Origin of the sequence: Virgisporangium aliadipatigenens (genome assembly GCF_016863615.1) — a bacterium.
Classification (GTDB): Bacteria; Actinomycetota; Actinomycetes; order Mycobacteriales; family Micromonosporaceae; genus Virgisporangium; species Virgisporangium aliadipatigenens.
In genome coordinates this window covers 198,882-214,680 of sequence record NZ_BOPF01000008.1, presented here as the reverse complement: position 1 = coordinate 214,680, position 15,799 = coordinate 198,882, and the positions used below count along the sequence as shown (strand labels likewise).

General features: G+C 71.0%; 15 protein-coding genes. 5 read left to right on the top strand and 10 right to left on the bottom strand.

Going from position 1 to position 15,799, the window contains the following annotated elements:
- Window positions 1-12: 12 nt before the first annotated feature.
- Entirely contained in the window at window positions 13-741 is a 729-nt protein-coding gene (locus tag Val02_RS13615; RefSeq protein ID WP_203899381.1) for an AraC family transcriptional regulator, read from the top strand.
- On the opposite strand, the gene ispG is transcribed toward Val02_RS13615, so the two are convergent.
- The 3 genes from ispG to dxr are packed head-to-tail and all read right to left on the bottom strand — an operon-like array spanning window position 728 to window position 4,332.
- A complete protein-coding gene (gene ispG, locus Val02_RS13610) occupies window positions 728-1,894 on the bottom strand; it encodes a flavodoxin-dependent (E)-4-hydroxy-3-methylbut-2-enyl-diphosphate synthase (protein ID WP_203899380.1) in 1,167 nt (388 codons plus the stop codon). The two genes, Val02_RS13615 and ispG, sit on opposite strands and share 14 nt — an antisense overlap.
- A gap of 9 nt (window positions 1,895-1,903) precedes the next feature.
- Window positions 1,904-3,127: a M50 family metallopeptidase gene (locus Val02_RS13605; RefSeq protein ID WP_203899379.1), complete on the bottom strand. Its 1,224-nt coding sequence runs from the start codon at window positions 3,125-3,127 to the stop codon at window positions 1,904-1,906.
- Window positions 3,127-4,332 (bottom strand): 1-deoxy-D-xylulose-5-phosphate reductoisomerase, encoded by a 1,206-nt coding sequence (gene dxr, locus Val02_RS13600; RefSeq protein ID WP_239152880.1) that lies wholly within the window; start codon window positions 4,330-4,332, stop codon window positions 3,127-3,129. Before dxr ends, Val02_RS13605 begins: the two co-directional genes overlap by 1 nt.
- A 185-nt stretch (window positions 4,333-4,517) precedes the next feature.
- On the opposite strand from dxr, the gene Val02_RS13595 reads away from it, so the two are divergent.
- Window positions 4,518-5,393, top strand: a complete 876-nt coding sequence (locus tag Val02_RS13595; RefSeq protein ID WP_239152840.1) for an alpha/beta hydrolase family protein — start codon at window positions 4,518-4,520, stop codon at window positions 5,391-5,393.
- Between the two features lie 68 nt (window positions 5,394-5,461).
- Complete coding sequence (locus tag Val02_RS13590) at window positions 5,462-6,175, top strand: MBL fold metallo-hydrolase (RefSeq protein WP_203899377.1); 714 nt, start codon at window positions 5,462-5,464, stop codon at window positions 6,173-6,175.
- Here the strand turns inward: Val02_RS13590 and Val02_RS13585 are convergent.
- Window positions 6,125-6,673, bottom strand: a complete 549-nt coding sequence (locus Val02_RS13585) for a GNAT family N-acetyltransferase (RefSeq protein ID WP_203899376.1) — start codon at window positions 6,671-6,673, stop codon at window positions 6,125-6,127. The genes Val02_RS13590 and Val02_RS13585 overlap by 51 nt on opposite strands.
- 10 nt (window positions 6,674-6,683) lie before the next feature.
- Window positions 6,684-8,774: an MMPL family transporter gene (locus Val02_RS13580; protein ID WP_239152839.1), complete on the bottom strand. Its 2,091-nt coding sequence runs from the start codon at window positions 8,772-8,774 to the stop codon at window positions 6,684-6,686.
- A 143-nt stretch (window positions 8,775-8,917) separates the two neighbouring features.
- On the opposite strand from Val02_RS13580, the gene Val02_RS13575 reads away from it, so the two are divergent.
- Window positions 8,918-9,640 (top strand): TetR/AcrR family transcriptional regulator, encoded by a 723-nt coding sequence (locus Val02_RS13575; RefSeq protein ID WP_203899374.1) that lies wholly within the window; start codon window positions 8,918-8,920, stop codon window positions 9,638-9,640.
- On the opposite strand, the gene Val02_RS13570 is transcribed toward Val02_RS13575, so the two are convergent.
- On the bottom strand, window positions 9,628-11,181 hold the full coding sequence (locus Val02_RS13570; RefSeq protein ID WP_203899512.1) for a Rieske 2Fe-2S domain-containing protein: 1,554 nt from the start codon (window positions 11,179-11,181) through the stop codon (window positions 9,628-9,630). The genes Val02_RS13575 and Val02_RS13570 overlap by 13 nt on opposite strands.
- Before the next feature lie 131 nt (window positions 11,182-11,312).
- On the opposite strand from Val02_RS13570, the gene Val02_RS13565 reads away from it, so the two are divergent.
- The gene (locus Val02_RS13565; protein WP_203899373.1) at window positions 11,313-11,534 is read left to right on the top strand and encodes a hypothetical protein; all 222 of its coding nucleotides are present in this window, start codon (window positions 11,313-11,315) and stop codon (window positions 11,532-11,534) included.
- Window positions 11,535-11,587: 53 nt separating this feature from the next.
- Here the strand turns inward: Val02_RS13565 and Val02_RS13560 are convergent, their stop codons facing one another.
- The 4 genes from Val02_RS13560 to frr form a co-directional block, all read right to left on the bottom strand.
- Entirely contained in the window at window positions 11,588-12,610 is a 1,023-nt protein-coding gene (locus Val02_RS13560) for a DivIVA domain-containing protein (RefSeq protein WP_203899372.1), read from the bottom strand.
- Window positions 12,611-12,800: 190 nt separating this feature from the next.
- Window positions 12,801-13,940, bottom strand: a complete 1,140-nt coding sequence (gene rlmN, locus Val02_RS13555) for a dual-specificity RNA methyltransferase RlmN (RefSeq protein ID WP_203899371.1) — start codon at window positions 13,938-13,940, stop codon at window positions 12,801-12,803.
- A 71-nt stretch (window positions 13,941-14,011) separates the two neighbouring features.
- Complete coding sequence (locus tag Val02_RS13550; protein WP_203899370.1) at window positions 14,012-15,235, bottom strand: phosphatidate cytidylyltransferase; 1,224 nt, start codon at window positions 15,233-15,235, stop codon at window positions 14,012-14,014.
- Window positions 15,235-15,792: a ribosome recycling factor gene (gene frr / locus Val02_RS13545; protein WP_203899369.1), complete on the bottom strand. Its 558-nt coding sequence runs from the start codon at window positions 15,790-15,792 to the stop codon at window positions 15,235-15,237. The genes Val02_RS13550 and frr overlap by 1 nt, the downstream gene beginning before the upstream one ends.
- Between the last annotated feature and the right edge of the window lie 7 nt (window positions 15,793-15,799).

Genomic DNA, 15,799 nt, shown 5'->3' with positions numbered 1-15,799 from the left:
AAACTCTCGAACGTGCGACACGCATCCGACGAGCCCGACGTGCGCGGCTACGCGGTCACCCATCCGCGGGGGCTGGACGCGCTGCCGCCGGCCGACGGCTGGGACCAGCTCGTGTACGCGACGGCCGGGGTGATGACGGTCCACACCGACGTCGGTACCTGGGTGGTGCCGCCGGACCGGGCGGTGTGGGTGCCGGACGGCACGTCCCGCCGCATCACGCTGACCGGCCCGACCAGGATCCGCACGCTGTACTACCGCGCCGGGGCCGCACCGGGAAGCCGCTGCCGGGCGATCGCCGTGTCGCCGCTGCTGCGCGAGCTGATCGCGCACACCGTGCCGCGCTGCCCGCTGTGGCACACCGACCCGCATCACGAACGCCTCGCCGGCCTCGTCCTCGACCTGCTGGCCGACGCCCCGGAGATCCCGCTGCGGCTGCCGCTGCCGGCCGACCCGCGGGCCCGTGCGGTCGCCGCGGCCATCGCACGCGAGCCGGCGTCGGATCCGGCCGCGTCCGCGCTCAGCCGCCGTTCCCTGGAAAGGATCTTCCGGGCGGAGACCGGACTGACGCTCGGGCAGTACCGCGAACGGGCCCGGCTGTTGGCGGCGCTCCCCCGGCTGGCGGCCGGCGAACCGGTGGCCCGGGTGGCGGCCGACGTCGGCTACGCCACCCCGAGCGCGTTCGGCGTGATGTTCAAGCGGGTGCTCGGGACGAGTCCCGCCCGCTACTTCAGTGGACGGTGACGGTCGGGCCCAGCCCGGCCAGTTCCTCCGGCAGCTCGACGCCCATCTCGTCGGCGAGCCGCAGCGCCTCCTCGACCAGCGTCTCCACGATCACCGACTCCGGAACGGTCTTGATGACCTGCCCCTTGACGAAGATCTGGCCCTTGCCGTTGCCGGAGGCGACGCCGAGGTCCGCCTCGCGCGCTTCGCCGGGCCCGTTGACGACGCAGCCCATGACGGCCACGCGCAGCGGCGCCGGGAACCCCTCCAGCGCGGCCGTCACCTGCTCCGCGAGCGTGTAGACGTCGACCTGGGCGCGGCCGCACGACGGGCAGGAGACGATCTCCAGGCCGCGCTCGCGCAGTCCGAGCGACTCGAGGATCGCGTTGCCGACCTTGATCTCCTCGACCGGCGGCGCGGAGAGGGAGACCCGGATCGTGTCACCGATCCCCTCCGCGAGCAGCGCCCCGAACGCGACCGCCGACTTCACGGTCCCCTGGAACGCCGGCCCGGCCTCGGTGACCCCGAGGTGCAGCGGGTAGTCGCACTGCTGGGCGAGCAGCCGGTACGCCCGGATCATGACGACCGGGTCGTTGTGCTTCACCGAGATCTTGATGTCCCGGAACCCGTGCTCCTCGAAGAGCGAGCATTCCCAGAGCGCGGACTCGACCAGCGCCTCGGCGGTGGCCTTGCCGTACTTGGCGAGCAGCCGCTTGTCGAGCGAACCGGCGTTGACCCCGATCCGGATCGGCGTGCCCGCCGCGGAGGCCGCCGCCGCGATCTCCTTGACCTTGTCGTCGAACTGGCGGATGTTGCCCGGGTTGACCCGAACGGCCGCACAGCCGGCGTCGATCGCCGCGAACACGTACTTCGGCTGGAAGTGGATGTCGGCGATCACCGGGATCTGCGACTTCTTCGCGATCGCCGGCAGCGCCTCCACGTCGTCCTGGCTGGGTACGGCGACCCGGACGATCTGACAGCCGGACGCCGTCAGCTCGGCGATCTGCTGCAGTGTGCCGTTGATGTCGGCCGTGTTGGTGGTGGTCATGGATTGCACCGACACCGGTGCGCCGCCGCCGACCGGCACATTGCCGACCATGATCTGGCGGGACGGGCGGCGCGGGGCGAGAGCGGGCGGCGGGATGGTGGGCATCCCCAGGCTCACTGCGGTCATAAGAGAAATCTACCTACCGAAGATCGTGACCGGGTTCACAATGTCCGCGGCCACTGTCAACAACGTGAAGCCGCCGAAGATGAGGATCACCACGTAGGTCAGCGGCATGAGCTTGAAGTAGTCGACACGGCCGGGGTCCGGCTTCTTGAACCAACCGTAGACCCACGCGCGCACCTTCTCGAACCAGATGATCGCGATGTGACCGCCGTCCAACGGCAGCAGCGGCAGCAGGTTGAACACGCCGATGAAGAAGTTGAGCGTCGCGAGGATCAGCAGGAACAGCGACCAGCGGTCCCGTTCGACGGTCTCGCCGCCGAGCCGGCTGGCGCCGACCACGCTGATCGGGGTCTCCGGGTCGCGTTCCTCGCCCATCAGGGCGTGCCACAGCTTGGGCAGCTTCTCGGGGATCTTCTTCATCGACTGCCAGGTGCCGACGAACGCGTCGCCGGTGAACCCGATCGCCTCGCCGAACCCGTCGACCGGCCCGTAGGTCACCTCTTCGGGGATCGTCAGCTTGAACCCGACGCCGAGCGCGGCGCGCTTCTTGAGCGTGCCGTCGGTCTCCGGCCGGTCCACCTCGACGAGGTCGACCTGGATCGGCGGGAGCAGCTGCCCGTTGCGCTCGACCAGCAGGGTGGCCGCACCGGGCCGGGTCGAACGCAGCGCGAGGAGCAGCTCCTCCCAGGTCGCCACGGTGTTGCCCTCGACCTTGACGACCTTGTCGCCGTCCTGGAGGCCGGCCTTCTTCGCCGGCGAGACGGGGTCGCTGTCGCTGCACTCGACCCGCTGGTAGTCGGCGATCACGCACGGCTGCACGGTGATGACGGCGGGCTGCGGGTCGGCGAGGGCCGGGTTGGGCATGCCCACGAACGACGCCGTGATCCACAGCAGCAGGAAGCCGATGATGAAGTGCATGATCGAGCCGCCGGAGAGGACGATCGTGCGCTTCCACACCGGGTAGCGCCACATCGCACGGTGTTCGTCGCCGGGCTCGACGTCGTCGTCCTGCGGCGTCATCCCGACGATCTTCACGAACGCACCGGCCGGGATCGCCTTCAGGCCGTACTCGACACCCTTGCGCCGGAACGCGAAGAGCGTCGGCCCGAAGCCGATGAAGTACCTGGTGACCTTCATGCCGAACGCACGCGCCGGCCACATGTGCCCCGCCTCGTGCAGGGCGACGGAGATCAGGATCCCCAAGGCGAACAGCACGATGCCCACGGCGTACGCCATCAGGCTCCCTCCCCCAGTGCCACCGCGAAGTCGGCGGCGATGATCTCGCGCGTGTAGGCCCGGGCCCAAGACTCGGCCGCGAGCACCTCCTCGACGGTACCCGGTTCGGGGTAGTCGGGTGCGGCCGCGAGGACCCGCTCGACGGTGTCGACGATGCCCAGGAACGGTAGCCGCCGGCCGGTGAACGCCGCGACGCACTCCTCGTTGGCCGCGTTGTAGATCGCCGGGCGGCAGCGCCCCTCCCGACCGGCGGCCTTGGCCAGCGCGATGGCGGGAAAAGCCGACTCGTCGAGCGGCGCGAACGTCCATTCGTGCGACCGCGTCCAGTCGACGGCCGCGGCCGCGCCGGGCACCCGGTCCGGCCAGCCGAGAGCGAGCGCGATCGGCAACCGCATGTCGGGCGGGCTGGCCTGCGCCATGGTCGACCCGTCGGCGAACTCCACCATCGAGTGGATCATCGACTGCGGGTGGACGGTGACCTCGATGTCGTCGTAGGGGATGCCGTACAGCTCGTGCGCCTCGATCACCTCGAGCGCCTTGTTGACCAGCGTGGCGCTGTTGATCGTGATGACCGGGCCCATGTTCCAGGTGGGGTGGGCGAGCGCCTGTTCGGGGGTGACGTCGGTGAGCTGGTCGCGGCTGCGGCCGCGGAAGGGACCGCCGCTCGCGGTGAGGATCAGCTTGCGGACCTCGGCCGGGGCGCCCGCGCGGAGGCACTGCGTGAGGGCGGAGTGCTCGGAGTCGACCGGCACGATCTGCCCCGGCCGCTGGAGCGCGGCCTTCACGAGCGGGCCGCCGGCCACGAGCGACTCCTTGTTCGCCAGCGCGAGGGAACGCCCGGCGCGCAGCGCGGCCAGCGTGGGTGCGAGCCCCAGCGAGCCGACGACGCCGTTCAGCACGATGTCGCACTCCCACTCGGCGAGCCGCGTCATCGCGTCGGGCCCCGTGACGATCTTGGGTATCGGGTAGCGCCCCTCGGCGTATCCGCGCTTCTGCGCCTGCGCGTAGATGGCGAGCTGAAGGTCCTGTGCGGCGGTGGCGCGGGCGATGCCCACCACGTCCACACCGAACTCCAGCGCCTGCGCGGCGAGCAGGTCGACGTTGCCGCCGCCCGCCCCCAGCCCCACGACGCGGAACCGATCCGGGTTGTCCCGCACGACGTCCAGGGCCTGCGTGCCGATGGAACCGGTCGAGCCGAGCAGCACGATGTCACGACGAGTCACGGCCCCATTGTCGCCTACGGCCCAGCGCGTCAGCGCACAACCGTGAATAGATATCGATAGCGATCTATTACCGATTCGGCACTGGTGATTCTGCCGATGCGTAACAACGCCGTAACACGGGACAGTTTGCCGCATCCCACACATCCTCCTCACCCCCAAGGAGCGACGTGCACACTCAGCAGGAAGTCCGGAAACCCAGGCGGTTCCGCCGCGCCTGGACGCTCGGCATCGCCGGCATGACCCTCGCGCTCGGCGCGGTCGGCGTCGTCGTCGCACCGTCCGCGTTCGCCGACGAGATCGGCCAGGCCCCCACGTCCGCCAACATCACCGGGAACGGCAGCTTCGCCACCACCTCGGCGGCGATCACCAACGCCAGCGGCTTCGGCGGCGGCCGGGTGTACTACCCGACGACGGCCGGCACCTACCCCGTCCTCGCCGGCTCTCCCGGGTTCACCGCCTCGTGGTCCAGCATCTCCTGGCTGGGCCCGCGCCTCGCCTCGTGGGGCTTCGTGGTCGTCGGCATCGAGACCAACAGCACCCTGGACCAGCCCGCCAGCCGCGGTGCGCAGCTCCTGCGCGCGCTCGACTGGGCGACCACGTCGTCGCCGACGGCCGTTCGCCAGCGGGCCGACGGCAGCCGTACCGGCGTCTTCGGGCACTCGATGGGCGGCGGCGGAACGCTGTCGGCGCTGTCGAGCCGTTCGACCGTCAAGGCGGGTGTGCCGCTGGCGCCGTGGCACTCCGACAAGACCTGGTCCGAGGTGCGCGCCCCGGTACTGATCTTCGGCGGGGAGAGCGACTCCGTCGCCGGTGTCTCGTCGCACGCGATCCCGTTCTACAACAGCCTCGGCTCCACCGAGAAGGCGTACGTCGAGCTGAACAACGCGAGCCACTTCTTCCCGCAGAGCGCCGACGCCAACGTCTCGAAGGGCGCCGTCTCCTGGTTCAAGCGGTTCGTCTCGGGTGACACCCGCTTCAGCAGCTTCGCCTGCAGCTTCAGCGGAACGGCCATCTCGGACTTCCGCAGCACCTGCCCGGTCTAGCCCCACCCCCACTCCCGGACGGCGGTCTGCCATTGCGGCGGCCGCCGTCCGGTGTGTCTGATGGATCGATGCGGGTGACGGTGCTGGGCGGATGCGGGGCGTGGCCGGCCGCCGGCCAGGCCTGCAGCGGCTACCTGGTCGAACACGACGGATACCGGCTGCTGGTGGATCCCGGCTACGCCGTGCTGCCCCGGCTGCCGGCATCGGTGCCGGCGCGCGAGGTCGACGCCGTGTACGTCACGCACGGGCACCCCGACCACTGCGCCGACCTCAATCCGCTGCTGCGGGCGCGGGTGCTGGACGACTCGCCACCGCCGCCGCTGCCCGTGTACGCGCCCGCCGGGGCGCTCGACGCGGTTCTCGCGCTGGACGGCGAGTGGGTCACCGCGGGCTGCGTCCTCCGCGAGATCGGGGCGGGCGCGTTCGACCTCGGCCCCTTCGCGGCCCATGCTGTGGCCCTGCCGCACCACCTGCCGAACCTCGGCATCCGGCTCACCGCCGACGGCCGCACCCTCGCCTACACCGGCGACACCGGCCCGGATCCCGCCGTCGTGGAGCTGGCGCGCGACGCCGACGTGTTCCTCGCCGAGGCGACGTATCCGCACGAGGCGCCCCCGCTGCTCACCAGTGCCCGGGACGCCGCCGCCCAGGCCGCCCGGGCCGGGGTCGGCCGGCTCGTGCTGACCCACCTGTGGCCCGGTACCGACCCGGCCGAGGCGCTGGAGGCCGCCTCAGCCTTCGACGGCCCTGTCTCGGTCGCCCTGCCCGGGGTTCTTCAGTAGGAACGCCTCGCACTCCACGCCGTACCAGCGGGTGGTGGTGCCCAGCGGCGTCATGCCCAGGCGGCGGCACACGGCCATCGAGGCGTCGTTGCCGGGGCGCACGACGGCGTACACCTCGTCGATCCCGTGCGCGAAGCCGTTGCGCACCACCGCGCGGGCGGCCTCGGTCGCGTAGCCGTGCCCCCAGGAGTCCGGATGCAGGTGCCAGCCGACCTCCACCTCGCCGTCCCCGTTGGGCAGCCGGACGAAGAGCACCGATCCCGCGACGACGCCGGTGTCGCGCACCTCCACCGCCCAGACCCCCAGACGCGGATCGGCGGCCGCCCGGCTCTCCCACCGGTCGACCGCCTGTTCCGCCTCGCCGCGTTGCGCCATCGCCCTGGGGGTGGCCCCGAGCCAGCGGGCCACCTCCCAGCGCGAGTAGATGTCGAAGATCCGGTCGATGTCCTCGTCCGTGCGACGCCAGGGCCGCACGATCAGCCGTTCGGTGGTGAACACACCGGCGACCTTAGACGGCGACGGGCACCCGTGCCGGCTCGGTCGCCGGCGCCGGCGGCTCCTCGTGGATGCCGTAGCGCTTGTAGAACCGGTCCAGCGGGCCGGGCAGCCACCAGTTCGCCCGGCCGAGCAGCCGCATCGTGGCCGGCACCAGCAGCGCCCGCACCAGCGTCGCGTCCACCACGATGGCCACGATCATGCCGACGCCGATCATCTTGATGAACGAGATCCCGCCCGTCGCGAAGCCGCCGATCACGATCACCAGCAGCAGCGCCGCCGAGGTGATGATCCGGCCGGTCCGCTGCAGCCCACCCGCGACCGCCTGAACGTTGTCGTGCGTGCGGTCCCACTCCTCGCGCACCCGCGAGAGCAGGAAGACCTCGTAGTCCGTGGAGAGCCCGAAGAGGATGGCCAGCATCAGGATCAGCTGGGTGGCCTCCAGGTCCCCGGTCGGCGTGAACCCGAGGAAGTCCGACAGGTGGCCGTCCTGGAAGACCCACACCACCGCGCCGAACGAGGCGCCGATCGAGACGACGTTCATGACGATGGCCTTGATCGGCAGGACGAGCGAGCCGAACGCCAGGAACAGCAGCAGGAACGTGGTGCCCGCGACCAGCAGCGCCATCCAGGGCAGCCGCTCGGTGAGGCTGTCGAGCAGGTCCACCAGTTCGGCCGTGGCGCCGCCGACCAGCACCTCGCCGCCGGCCGGGGCCGGCAGATCACGCACGCCGGCCACGATGTCGCGCGCCCGCTCCGAGGCGGAACTCCCGTCGTAGGCCACGGCGAGCACCGTCGAGGTGCCCTCGGCCGCGGTGATCTGCACACCGGTGACGCCGTCGAGCCCCTTCACGCTCTCGGCGAACCCGCCGGCCGCCGCCCCGTCCACGCCGGTCACGAGCACCTTGACGGTGTTTCCGGCACCGGGCGGGAAGTCCGACGCGAGGCGTTCGGTGGCGACCCGGCTGGCCTCGCCCTCGGGCAGCACCCGCTCGTCGGGCCCACCGAACTGCGCCCCCGCGAAGGGCAGCGCGAGCAGCGTGAGGATGGCGAGCGTGCCGGCGATCACGGGCAGCGGACGGCGCATGACGGCACGCGCGAGGCGTTCCCACAGACCGGTGGAAGCGGGCGCGGACCGGCGGGGCAGACGGACCTTGAGCGCGTTGATCCGCGGCCCGAGGACGGCCAGCAGCGCCGGCAGAACGGTGACCGACGCGAGCATCGCGACCAGAACGGCGCTGACCCCGCCGAGCCCCATCGAGCGCAGGAACACCTGCGGGAAGAGCAGCAGGCTGGCCAGCGCCACGGCGACCGTGACCGCCGAGACGAACACCGTGCGGCCGGCGGTGTCCAGGGTGCGCTCGACCGCCTCCGCGGTGCTGCGCCCACCCGCCAGCTCCTCCCGGAACCGGCTGACGATGAAGAGCGCGTAGTCGATCGCCAGGCCCATGCCCAGCATGGTGATGATGTTGATGCTGAAGACCGAGATGTCGGTGACGTAGGTGAGCGCCCGGGTCGCCGCGAACGCCAGCAGCACCGCGATGCCGCCCACGAGCATCGGCATCCCCGCCGCGACGGCCCCGCCGAAGACGAACAGCAGCAGCACGATCAGGACCGGCATCGACATCGTCTCGGCGCGCGCGATGTCGGCGCTGATCCGTTCGGTGATGTCGGCCTGGATCGCGGTGCCGCCGGCGACCTGCGTGCGCAGGCCGGGGGCGTCGAGCAGCGGCTTGACCGCGTCGTACTGCTCGGTGCTCTCCGCCTTCTTGAGCGTGACGGCGACGAAGGTCGCGTGCCGGTCGTGCGACACGAACGCCGGCGACTGCGTGTCGTAGAAGGAGACGGCGCCCGCCACGTCGGCGTGCTGCCGCAGCTTCCCGACCGTGCCGGTGACCGCGTCCCGGAACGCCGCGTCGGTCACCTCGGCGCTGTCCGAGGAGTAGATGACGACGAGGTCCGCGTCCTGCCGCCCGACCTCGGCGACGATGCGCTCGGCCGCCTTGGCCGACTCGCTGCCGGGGTCCTCGAAGCCCCCGCCGACCACCGATCCGAAGAGCCCGAGCCCCCAGACACCACCGGCGACCGTGACCACGAGGCCCACGATCAGCACCTGCCATCTCGCCCGTGCGACCGTGCGGCCCCACCATGCAAACATTCCCGGTCCCCCTAAGCTGGTGATACGATCAGCACTCGTAAACACCGTAAACTTTTACAGCACCGTTCACTCTAGTCAAGGGGGTATACGTGACATCCGCCACGACAGGGCCGAGCCGGCGGGAGAGACTGCGGGCCGCGACGGTGGCGGAGATCCTCACCACGGCCCACCGGCTGCTCGTGACGGACGGGCCCACCGCCGTGACCCTGCGGGCGATCAGCCGGGAGATGGGCATGACGGCACCCGCGCTGTACCGCTACTACCCGAGCCTCGAAGACCTCATGGAACACCTGCGCGCGCAGCTCTCCGACGAGTGCACCGCCTACATCGCGGCCGAGATGGACAAGGCCGGCCCGGTCGACAGCCCCGGGCGGCTGTACCAGGGGGCACGCGCCTTCCGCACCTGGTCGAAGGCGCATCCGATCGAATTCGCGGAGATCTTCGCCGCGCACGAACACGGGGCCGGGGACGGGCACCCCGAGGACGGGCCGTCGCACGAGGCCGGCATGCGCTTCGCGGCCGTGTTCCTCAACGAGTTCATCGCGCTGTGGCAGCGCCAGCGCTTCCCGATCGCCGAACACGTCAGCGAGGAGCTACGGGTACAGCTCCAGCCGTTCCTCGACCAGTTCGGGGTGCCGCTGCCGGTCGGCGCGCTCCAGGTCTTCCTCTCCGCCTGGATCCGCCTCTACGGCGCCGTCGCCCTGGAGATCTTCGGGCATCTGCACTTCGGGATCGCGGACGTCACCCCGGTCTTCGAGGCCGAGCTGGCCGACGTCGCGGCCCGGCTCGGCGTGGAATATCAGGCGCCCTGAGGCTCGATCCGCTCGGCCCGGACCTTGTGGCCCACGCTCGTCAGGCAGCGGCCCGACGGCAGGTCGAAGCGCCACCCGTGCAGCTGGCACGTCAGCGTGTTGCCGTCCACGATCCCGAACCGGGTCAGGTCGGCCTTCAGGTGCGGGCAGCGCCGCTGCACCTTCCACCCGTCGAGCGTGATGTCCTCCGCCTCCACGGCGCGCTCGTGCTCGTCGTACCAGCCCTCGGCGTACTGGAGGCGTTCCTCCGAGAGGCACTTGAAGAACGAGTAGACGAACTCGTTGTACTGCCCGATCCGCGCCGCGGAGAACCGGCACGACAGGAACAGCGAGTTGACCCAGTCCACCTCGTCGATGTGCAGCAGGTGCTCGATCAGCGCGCGCCCGGTCTTGAAGCGGTAGCGCACCTTCTCGTCCGCGGCCCGCCGGACCTCCTTCGCCGGGAAGTCCACCAGGACCGACTCGATCACCTCACCGGCGTCGTCGGTCAGGTCGAAGCGGACCGGCCCGCCGACGCCCTTCGCCATGTAGATCGACTCGTCGAGGAGCGGCTCGATGCGCTCCTTCATGCCCTTCAGGACGTCGATCTCCGGGTGCTTCCAGGACGCCTTCGCCGCCGCGATCACCGGCCGCATCCGGGCCTGGTAGTCGCGCAGGTGCTCCTCCTTGCGCGCGAAGAACTCCGCCACGTCCGGCACCGGGTGCACCGTCGTGCAGCCCTCGGTCGTCACCTCGGAGACCGTCCCGGGCAGCAGCACCACCCCGTTCGAGCCGCCGACCTTGGCGTACTCCTCCATGAACACCTGCTGGTCCGGGAAGATGTTGCCCTCGTCGCCGTGGATGTCGTTGAACTGCCACAGCTCGTCGTCCAGGAAGCAGGGCGGCCCGGCGATCGGGAAGACGTGCGAGGCCTTCAGGTCGTCGATGTAACGCCACGTCCGGTCGAACTGGCGGTCCCGCTTCTGCTTGCCGAACGCCGTCCTGGCCGCCTGCGGCAGTTCGTAGACCATCGGGTACCAGATCGCGCCGGAGAACTGCAGCATGTGCGCGTGCACGTGGCCCAGTTCGGCGAAGATCGACAGGTCCGTGGGGCGGGCGTCGTTCTGGTTGAGCAGCCGGACGCCGTCGTACTCCACCCACAGCGCCGAGTCGCCGATCGGCCCGTCGGTCGGGCTCGTCAACGCCTGGATCATGATCTTCAGGCCGCCGTCGAGCTCGTGCACCTGGTCGGAACGCGTCGCCAGGAACTTCGTGAAGCCCAGCGCCTCCAACTCGTCGCGCAACTCGCTCGTCGGGTACTCCGGCAGCAGCACCGTCGCCTTCTTGCTGATGAACCGCTTGAGGTGCTCGGCGTCGAAGTGGTCGCGGTGCAGGTGCGACACGTACAGGTAGTCGACGTCGCCCAGCGTCTCCCAGTCCAGCTGCGAGTTGTCCGGGAACGGGAACCACGAGGCGAAGTACGCCGGATTGACCCACGGGTCGGTCAGGATGCTGCCCGCCGGGGTGTCGATGCGCATGCTGGCGTGGCCGGTCCCGGTGATCCGCACTGTGCTGTCCCTCCCGAACGACGTTCGCACCGACGCTACCGCAGCGCGTTCACGGGGCGGCGGGGTGGCCGCTACCCCTGCGTGCCAGACTGGGGCCGTACTTCTGGCGTAGAAAGGACGCGCACGTGGCAGGCAACGAGCCGGTGACCTCTCCCGACCAGCACAAGGAGCCCAACCTGCGGCTGGTCCGCACCGCCGCCGTCGTCAGCGCGCTGATCACGCTGACGCTGGTGTTCGGCAACCACAAGCCCGGCGTCGAGTCGGTGTGGATCGGCCTCATCGCCGGCCTGATGCTGCTGGCCGTCATCGTCGACTGGATGCTGCGCCGCAACGGCCTGCGTTCCTGAGACCCGGACGCGAAAAGGGCCGCCCTTTCGGACGGCCCTTTTTCCATGTCCACTCAGCGGCGACCCAGGATGTCGCGCGCCTCCTTCAGCGCGGCGTCGACCTCGGCCTCGAAGTAGCCGCCCGGCACCAGCTCGAACCGGTTGGGCGCGAGCGCCCCGCTCGGCGGCAGCGGCCCCCGCCCGGCAAGGCCCATGATGAGGTCCTCGAAGAGCTGGTCCACCTGCGCCCGGTCGTACCCGCTGCCGAAGCGCCGCAGCTGGAACGTCCGCCGCAGCACGTCGAGCCGCTGCGCCTCGGGCGGCATCCCGGGGCCGGCCGGACCACCGCCGCCGCCCATCGGCGGGCCGGGGCGTGCCGGCGGCTGCGGAACGACCGGAATCTGGCCGGTGTGCCCGCCGTAAGTCGGCTCGTTCATCCGGATCTCGGCGGTCATGTCGGGACGCGCACGCCGGCCGGTGGTCTCGTACGGGTTGTCGACCCCGCCGTAGGTGGGCTCGTCGTAGCGCGAGTACCCGGGAGGCGCGGACGTCGGCATGGCGGCCGACGGCCGAGCCGGCGCGGGCAGCGAACGCTCGGGCGGCCCCATGCGCTCCGGCGGGCCCATCCGGTCCGGGGGACCCATGCGGTCCGGCGGCCCCATGCGCTCGGGCGGGCCCATGCGCTCCGGCGGCGGGCCCATCCGGTCCGGGGGACCCATCCGCTCCGGCGGGCCCATGCGCTCCGGCGGCGCCATCCGGTCGGGCGGGCCCATCCGGTCCGGCGGCGCCATCCGCTCCGCCGACGGGACCCGCTCCACGGCGCGCTGCTGCTGCGGCTCGCGGCTGAACCCGCCGCGGTCCTCCAGCTCGGCCAGCTGGCGCTCGACGCGGTCGAGGTGCAGGTCCACCTGCCACTCGTCATAGCCGCCGAAGCGGACGCGGAAGACGACGTCGTGCACTTCCTGCGCGGTCACCGGCGCGCCGATCGGATCACCGGCGAGAGTCGCCTCGACGCGGTCAAGAAACGCGTCGACCTCGTCCACCTTGTATCCACGACGCAGCGCCCGCCGTCGGAACCGCTGGCCCTGACTCGTCACTGTGACTCCTGGTTCCCTCGCCCGGCGACGCTCGGCCGCGTCGCCCCCACGCAGTCGATCGATGTGTCCCGAACACCGCCGTCGTCGCGGCGCACCGACACAACCCTCGCGCGCATGATGCCACCCTGAGTCCACGCCCGGTGGAACGCAAGTTCACGTTCCGTTTCCCAACCGGACGACCAGGTGAAAGTCATGACATTTCCTCCGCGGCTGCGAGCTGACCGCAGGCACCGTCGATCTCCCGGCCCCGGGTGTCCCGGACCGTCGTCGCCACCCCGGCCGCACGCAGCCTACGCGCGAACTCGCGTTCGACGTCCTTGGGGCTCGCGTCCCACCGGCTGCCCGGCGTCGGGTTGAGCGGGATCAGGTTGACGTGCGCCAATCGGCCGGACAGCAGGCGGCCCAACAGGTCGGCGCGCCAGGGGTGGTCGTTCACGTCCCTGATCATCGCGTACTCGATCGAAACCCGCCGTCCCGTGCGGCGCGCATATTCGTCCGCGGCGTCGAGAACCTCCGCCACCTTCCACCGCTGGTTGACCGGAACCAGTTCGTCGCGCAGCTCGTCGTCCGGCGCGTGCAACGACAGCGCCAGCGTCACCGACAAATCCTCGTCGGCCAACTTGCGCATCGCCGGCACCAGGCCGACGGTCGAGACCGTGATGTGCCGCTGGGACAGGCCCAGCCCGTCCGGGGCCGGATCGGTCAGCCGGCGGATCGCCGCGATCACCCGGTTGTAGTTGGCCAGCGGCTCGCCCATGCCCATGAAGACCACCCGGGACAGCCGGTCCGGGCAGCCGGGCAGCGCGCCGCGCGCCGTCTCGCCGGCGAACCACACCACCTGGTCCACGATCTCCGCCGTCGACAGGTTGCGCGTCAGGCCGGCCTGCCCGGTGGCGCAGAACGGGCACGCCATCCCGCAGCCCGCCTGGCTGGAGATGCAGACCGTGACCCGGTCCGGGTAGCCCATCAGGACGCTCTCCACCAGCGCGCCGTCGTGCAGGCGCCACAGGTTCTTCCGGGTGGCACCGCCGTCGCACGCCAGCTCGCGCACCGGCGTCAGCAACGAGGGCAGCAGCGCGCCCGCGATCCGCTCCCGACTGGCGGCCGGCAGGTCGGTCATCTCCGCCGGGTCGCGCACGAGGCGGCCGAAGTAGTGGGTCGACAACTGGCCCGCACGGAACTCACGCTCGCCGAGGTCCTTCACCGCCTGCCGCCGCTCGGCGGGGTCGAGGTCGGCGAGGTGCCTCGGAGGCGCGGCACGGCGCGGGCCCGAGCGGGCGGGAACCAGTGGAAGAGCGGATGAACCGGTAAGTTCGGGCATCGTAGTCATGACGTTTACCAGTGTCCCACGTCGAAGCCCCGGTGCAGAGTCCGTGCGCCCGGCACGCACGGATGGTCCGTTCAGCCGGGTGACGCCAGCAGCATGAGCAGGCCGTACGCCACCGGAGCGGCGAACAGGATCGAGTCCAGCCGGTCCATCAGGCCCCCGTGGCCCGGCAGCAGGCTACTCATGTCCTTGATTCCGAGATCGCGCTTGAGCAACGACTCGGCGAGGTCCCCGAGCGTGGCCGAGGCCGCCACCGCGACCCCGAACAGCAGGCCGCCCCACCAGGGCACGTCGAACATGAAGAACAGCATCAGGGCGGCCCCGACACCGCTGGCCAGCAGCGAACCCCCGAAGCCCTCCCAGGACTTCTTCGGGCTCACCCGCGGCGCCATCGGATGCTTGCCCAGGAACACCCCGGCCACGTAGCCGCCGGTGTCCGACAGCACGACGGTGACGAGCGTCGCGATCACCCGCCAGTGCCCGTCCGGCGGGTCGATCAGCAGCGCGACGAAGCAGCCCAGGAACGGCACGTACATCGCCACGAGCAGCCCGGGAACGACGTCCCGGTTGTAGTGCTCGGGCCCGTCGCCGAGCCGCCACACGAAGATCGCGATCACGGTGCCCAGCAGCCCGTACAGCACCGCGTCCGCGCCGCCCAGCACGGTCAGCCCGACCATCGCCGGCCCGCCCAGCAGCAGCGGCAACATCGGCGGCTTCGGACCGCTGGTGTGGATCGCGCGCACCATCTCCCACGTCGCGACCAGCACCGCGGCAAAGACGATCACGTAGAACGCCGGCTTGAACAGCAGCAGCGCCGCCAGTGTGCCGCCGCCGAGCACGACCGCCACCCCGAACGCCGCCGGCAGGTCGCGCCCGGCCCGGCTCTTCTTCTCCGCGGGTGCCGCGTGCGGCACCGACTCCGGGGCCGGCTCCTCGTACGCCGGCGGCTCCCCGGGCTCAGCCGAGACCCGCACCGCCGGCTGCACCACGGTCCGCGCCTCTGCCGGATCCTGATATCGCTCCGCGGCCGGGTCGGGGTAACGCTCCGCCGCCGGGTCGGGGTCGCGGAAGCGCTCCGCGGCCTCGCGACGCGAGTACAGCTCCTCGGTCTCGGCCGCGAACCCCGTCGTCTCCGACGCGTAGCCGTTCTCGGAATAGCCGTTCGACGCCCAGTTGCGTCCCGTCCGGCGCCCCTCGGGCTCGAAGTCCGGTTCGGGCGCGGCATGGGAGTGCCGCGCCCGATGGGCCGCGCGAAGGGACGGCGGCGGGCGCTCAGGAGCGGGATCGGACGGGCGCATCAGACCTCGAGAAGCTCCGCTTCCTTGTGCTTCAACAGTTCGTCGACGTTGGCGACGTACCGGTGCGTGACGTCGTCCAACTCCTTCTCGGCGCGGCGGCCGTCGTCCTCACCGGCCTCGCCGTCGCGCACGATCCGGTCCAGCTCTTCCTTGGCCTTGCGCCGGACGTTACGGATCGCCACCTTGGCGTCCTCGCCCTTGTGCCGGGCGACTTTGATCATCTCCCGGCGGCGCTCCTCCGTCATCTGGGGAAGCACGATCCGCAGCTGGCTGCCCTCGTTGGAGGGGTTGACGCCGAGGTCGGAGTCGCGGATGGCCTTCTCCATGGCGGACAGCTGCGACGCGTCGTACGGCTTGATGATCGCCATCCGGGGCTCCGGGGTCCCGATGGACGCCATCTGCGGCAGCGGCGTCGGCGATCCGTAGTAGTCAATGACGATCTTCGAGAACATGCCGGCGTTCGCCCGCCCGGTGCGGATGGCGGCGAACTCCTCCTTGGCGTGCTCGATCGCCCGCTCCATCTTCTCCTCGGCTTCGAGAAGAGTGTCGTCGATCACTCGGTCC

Excerpts from the sequence above, each read along its gene's own strand:
- rlmN (WP_203899371.1), bottom strand. The coding sequence starts at position 13,940 with ATGACTACGATGCCCGAACTTACCGGTTCATCCGCTCTTCCACTGGTT.
- Val02_RS13605 (WP_203899379.1), bottom strand. The coding sequence starts at position 3,127 with ATGGCGTACGCCGTGGGCATCGTGCTGTTCGCCTTGGGGATCCTGATC.
- Val02_RS13590 (WP_203899377.1), top strand. The coding sequence starts at position 5,462 with ATGCGGGTGACGGTGCTGGGCGGATGCGGGGCGTGGCCGGCCGCCGGC.
- ispG (WP_203899380.1), bottom strand. The coding sequence starts at position 1,894 with ATGACCGCAGTGAGCCTGGGGATGCCCACCATCCCGCCGCCCGCTCTC.
- Val02_RS13550 (WP_203899370.1), bottom strand. The coding sequence starts at position 15,235 with ATGCGCCCGTCCGATCCCGCTCCTGAGCGCCCGCCGCCGTCCCTTCGC.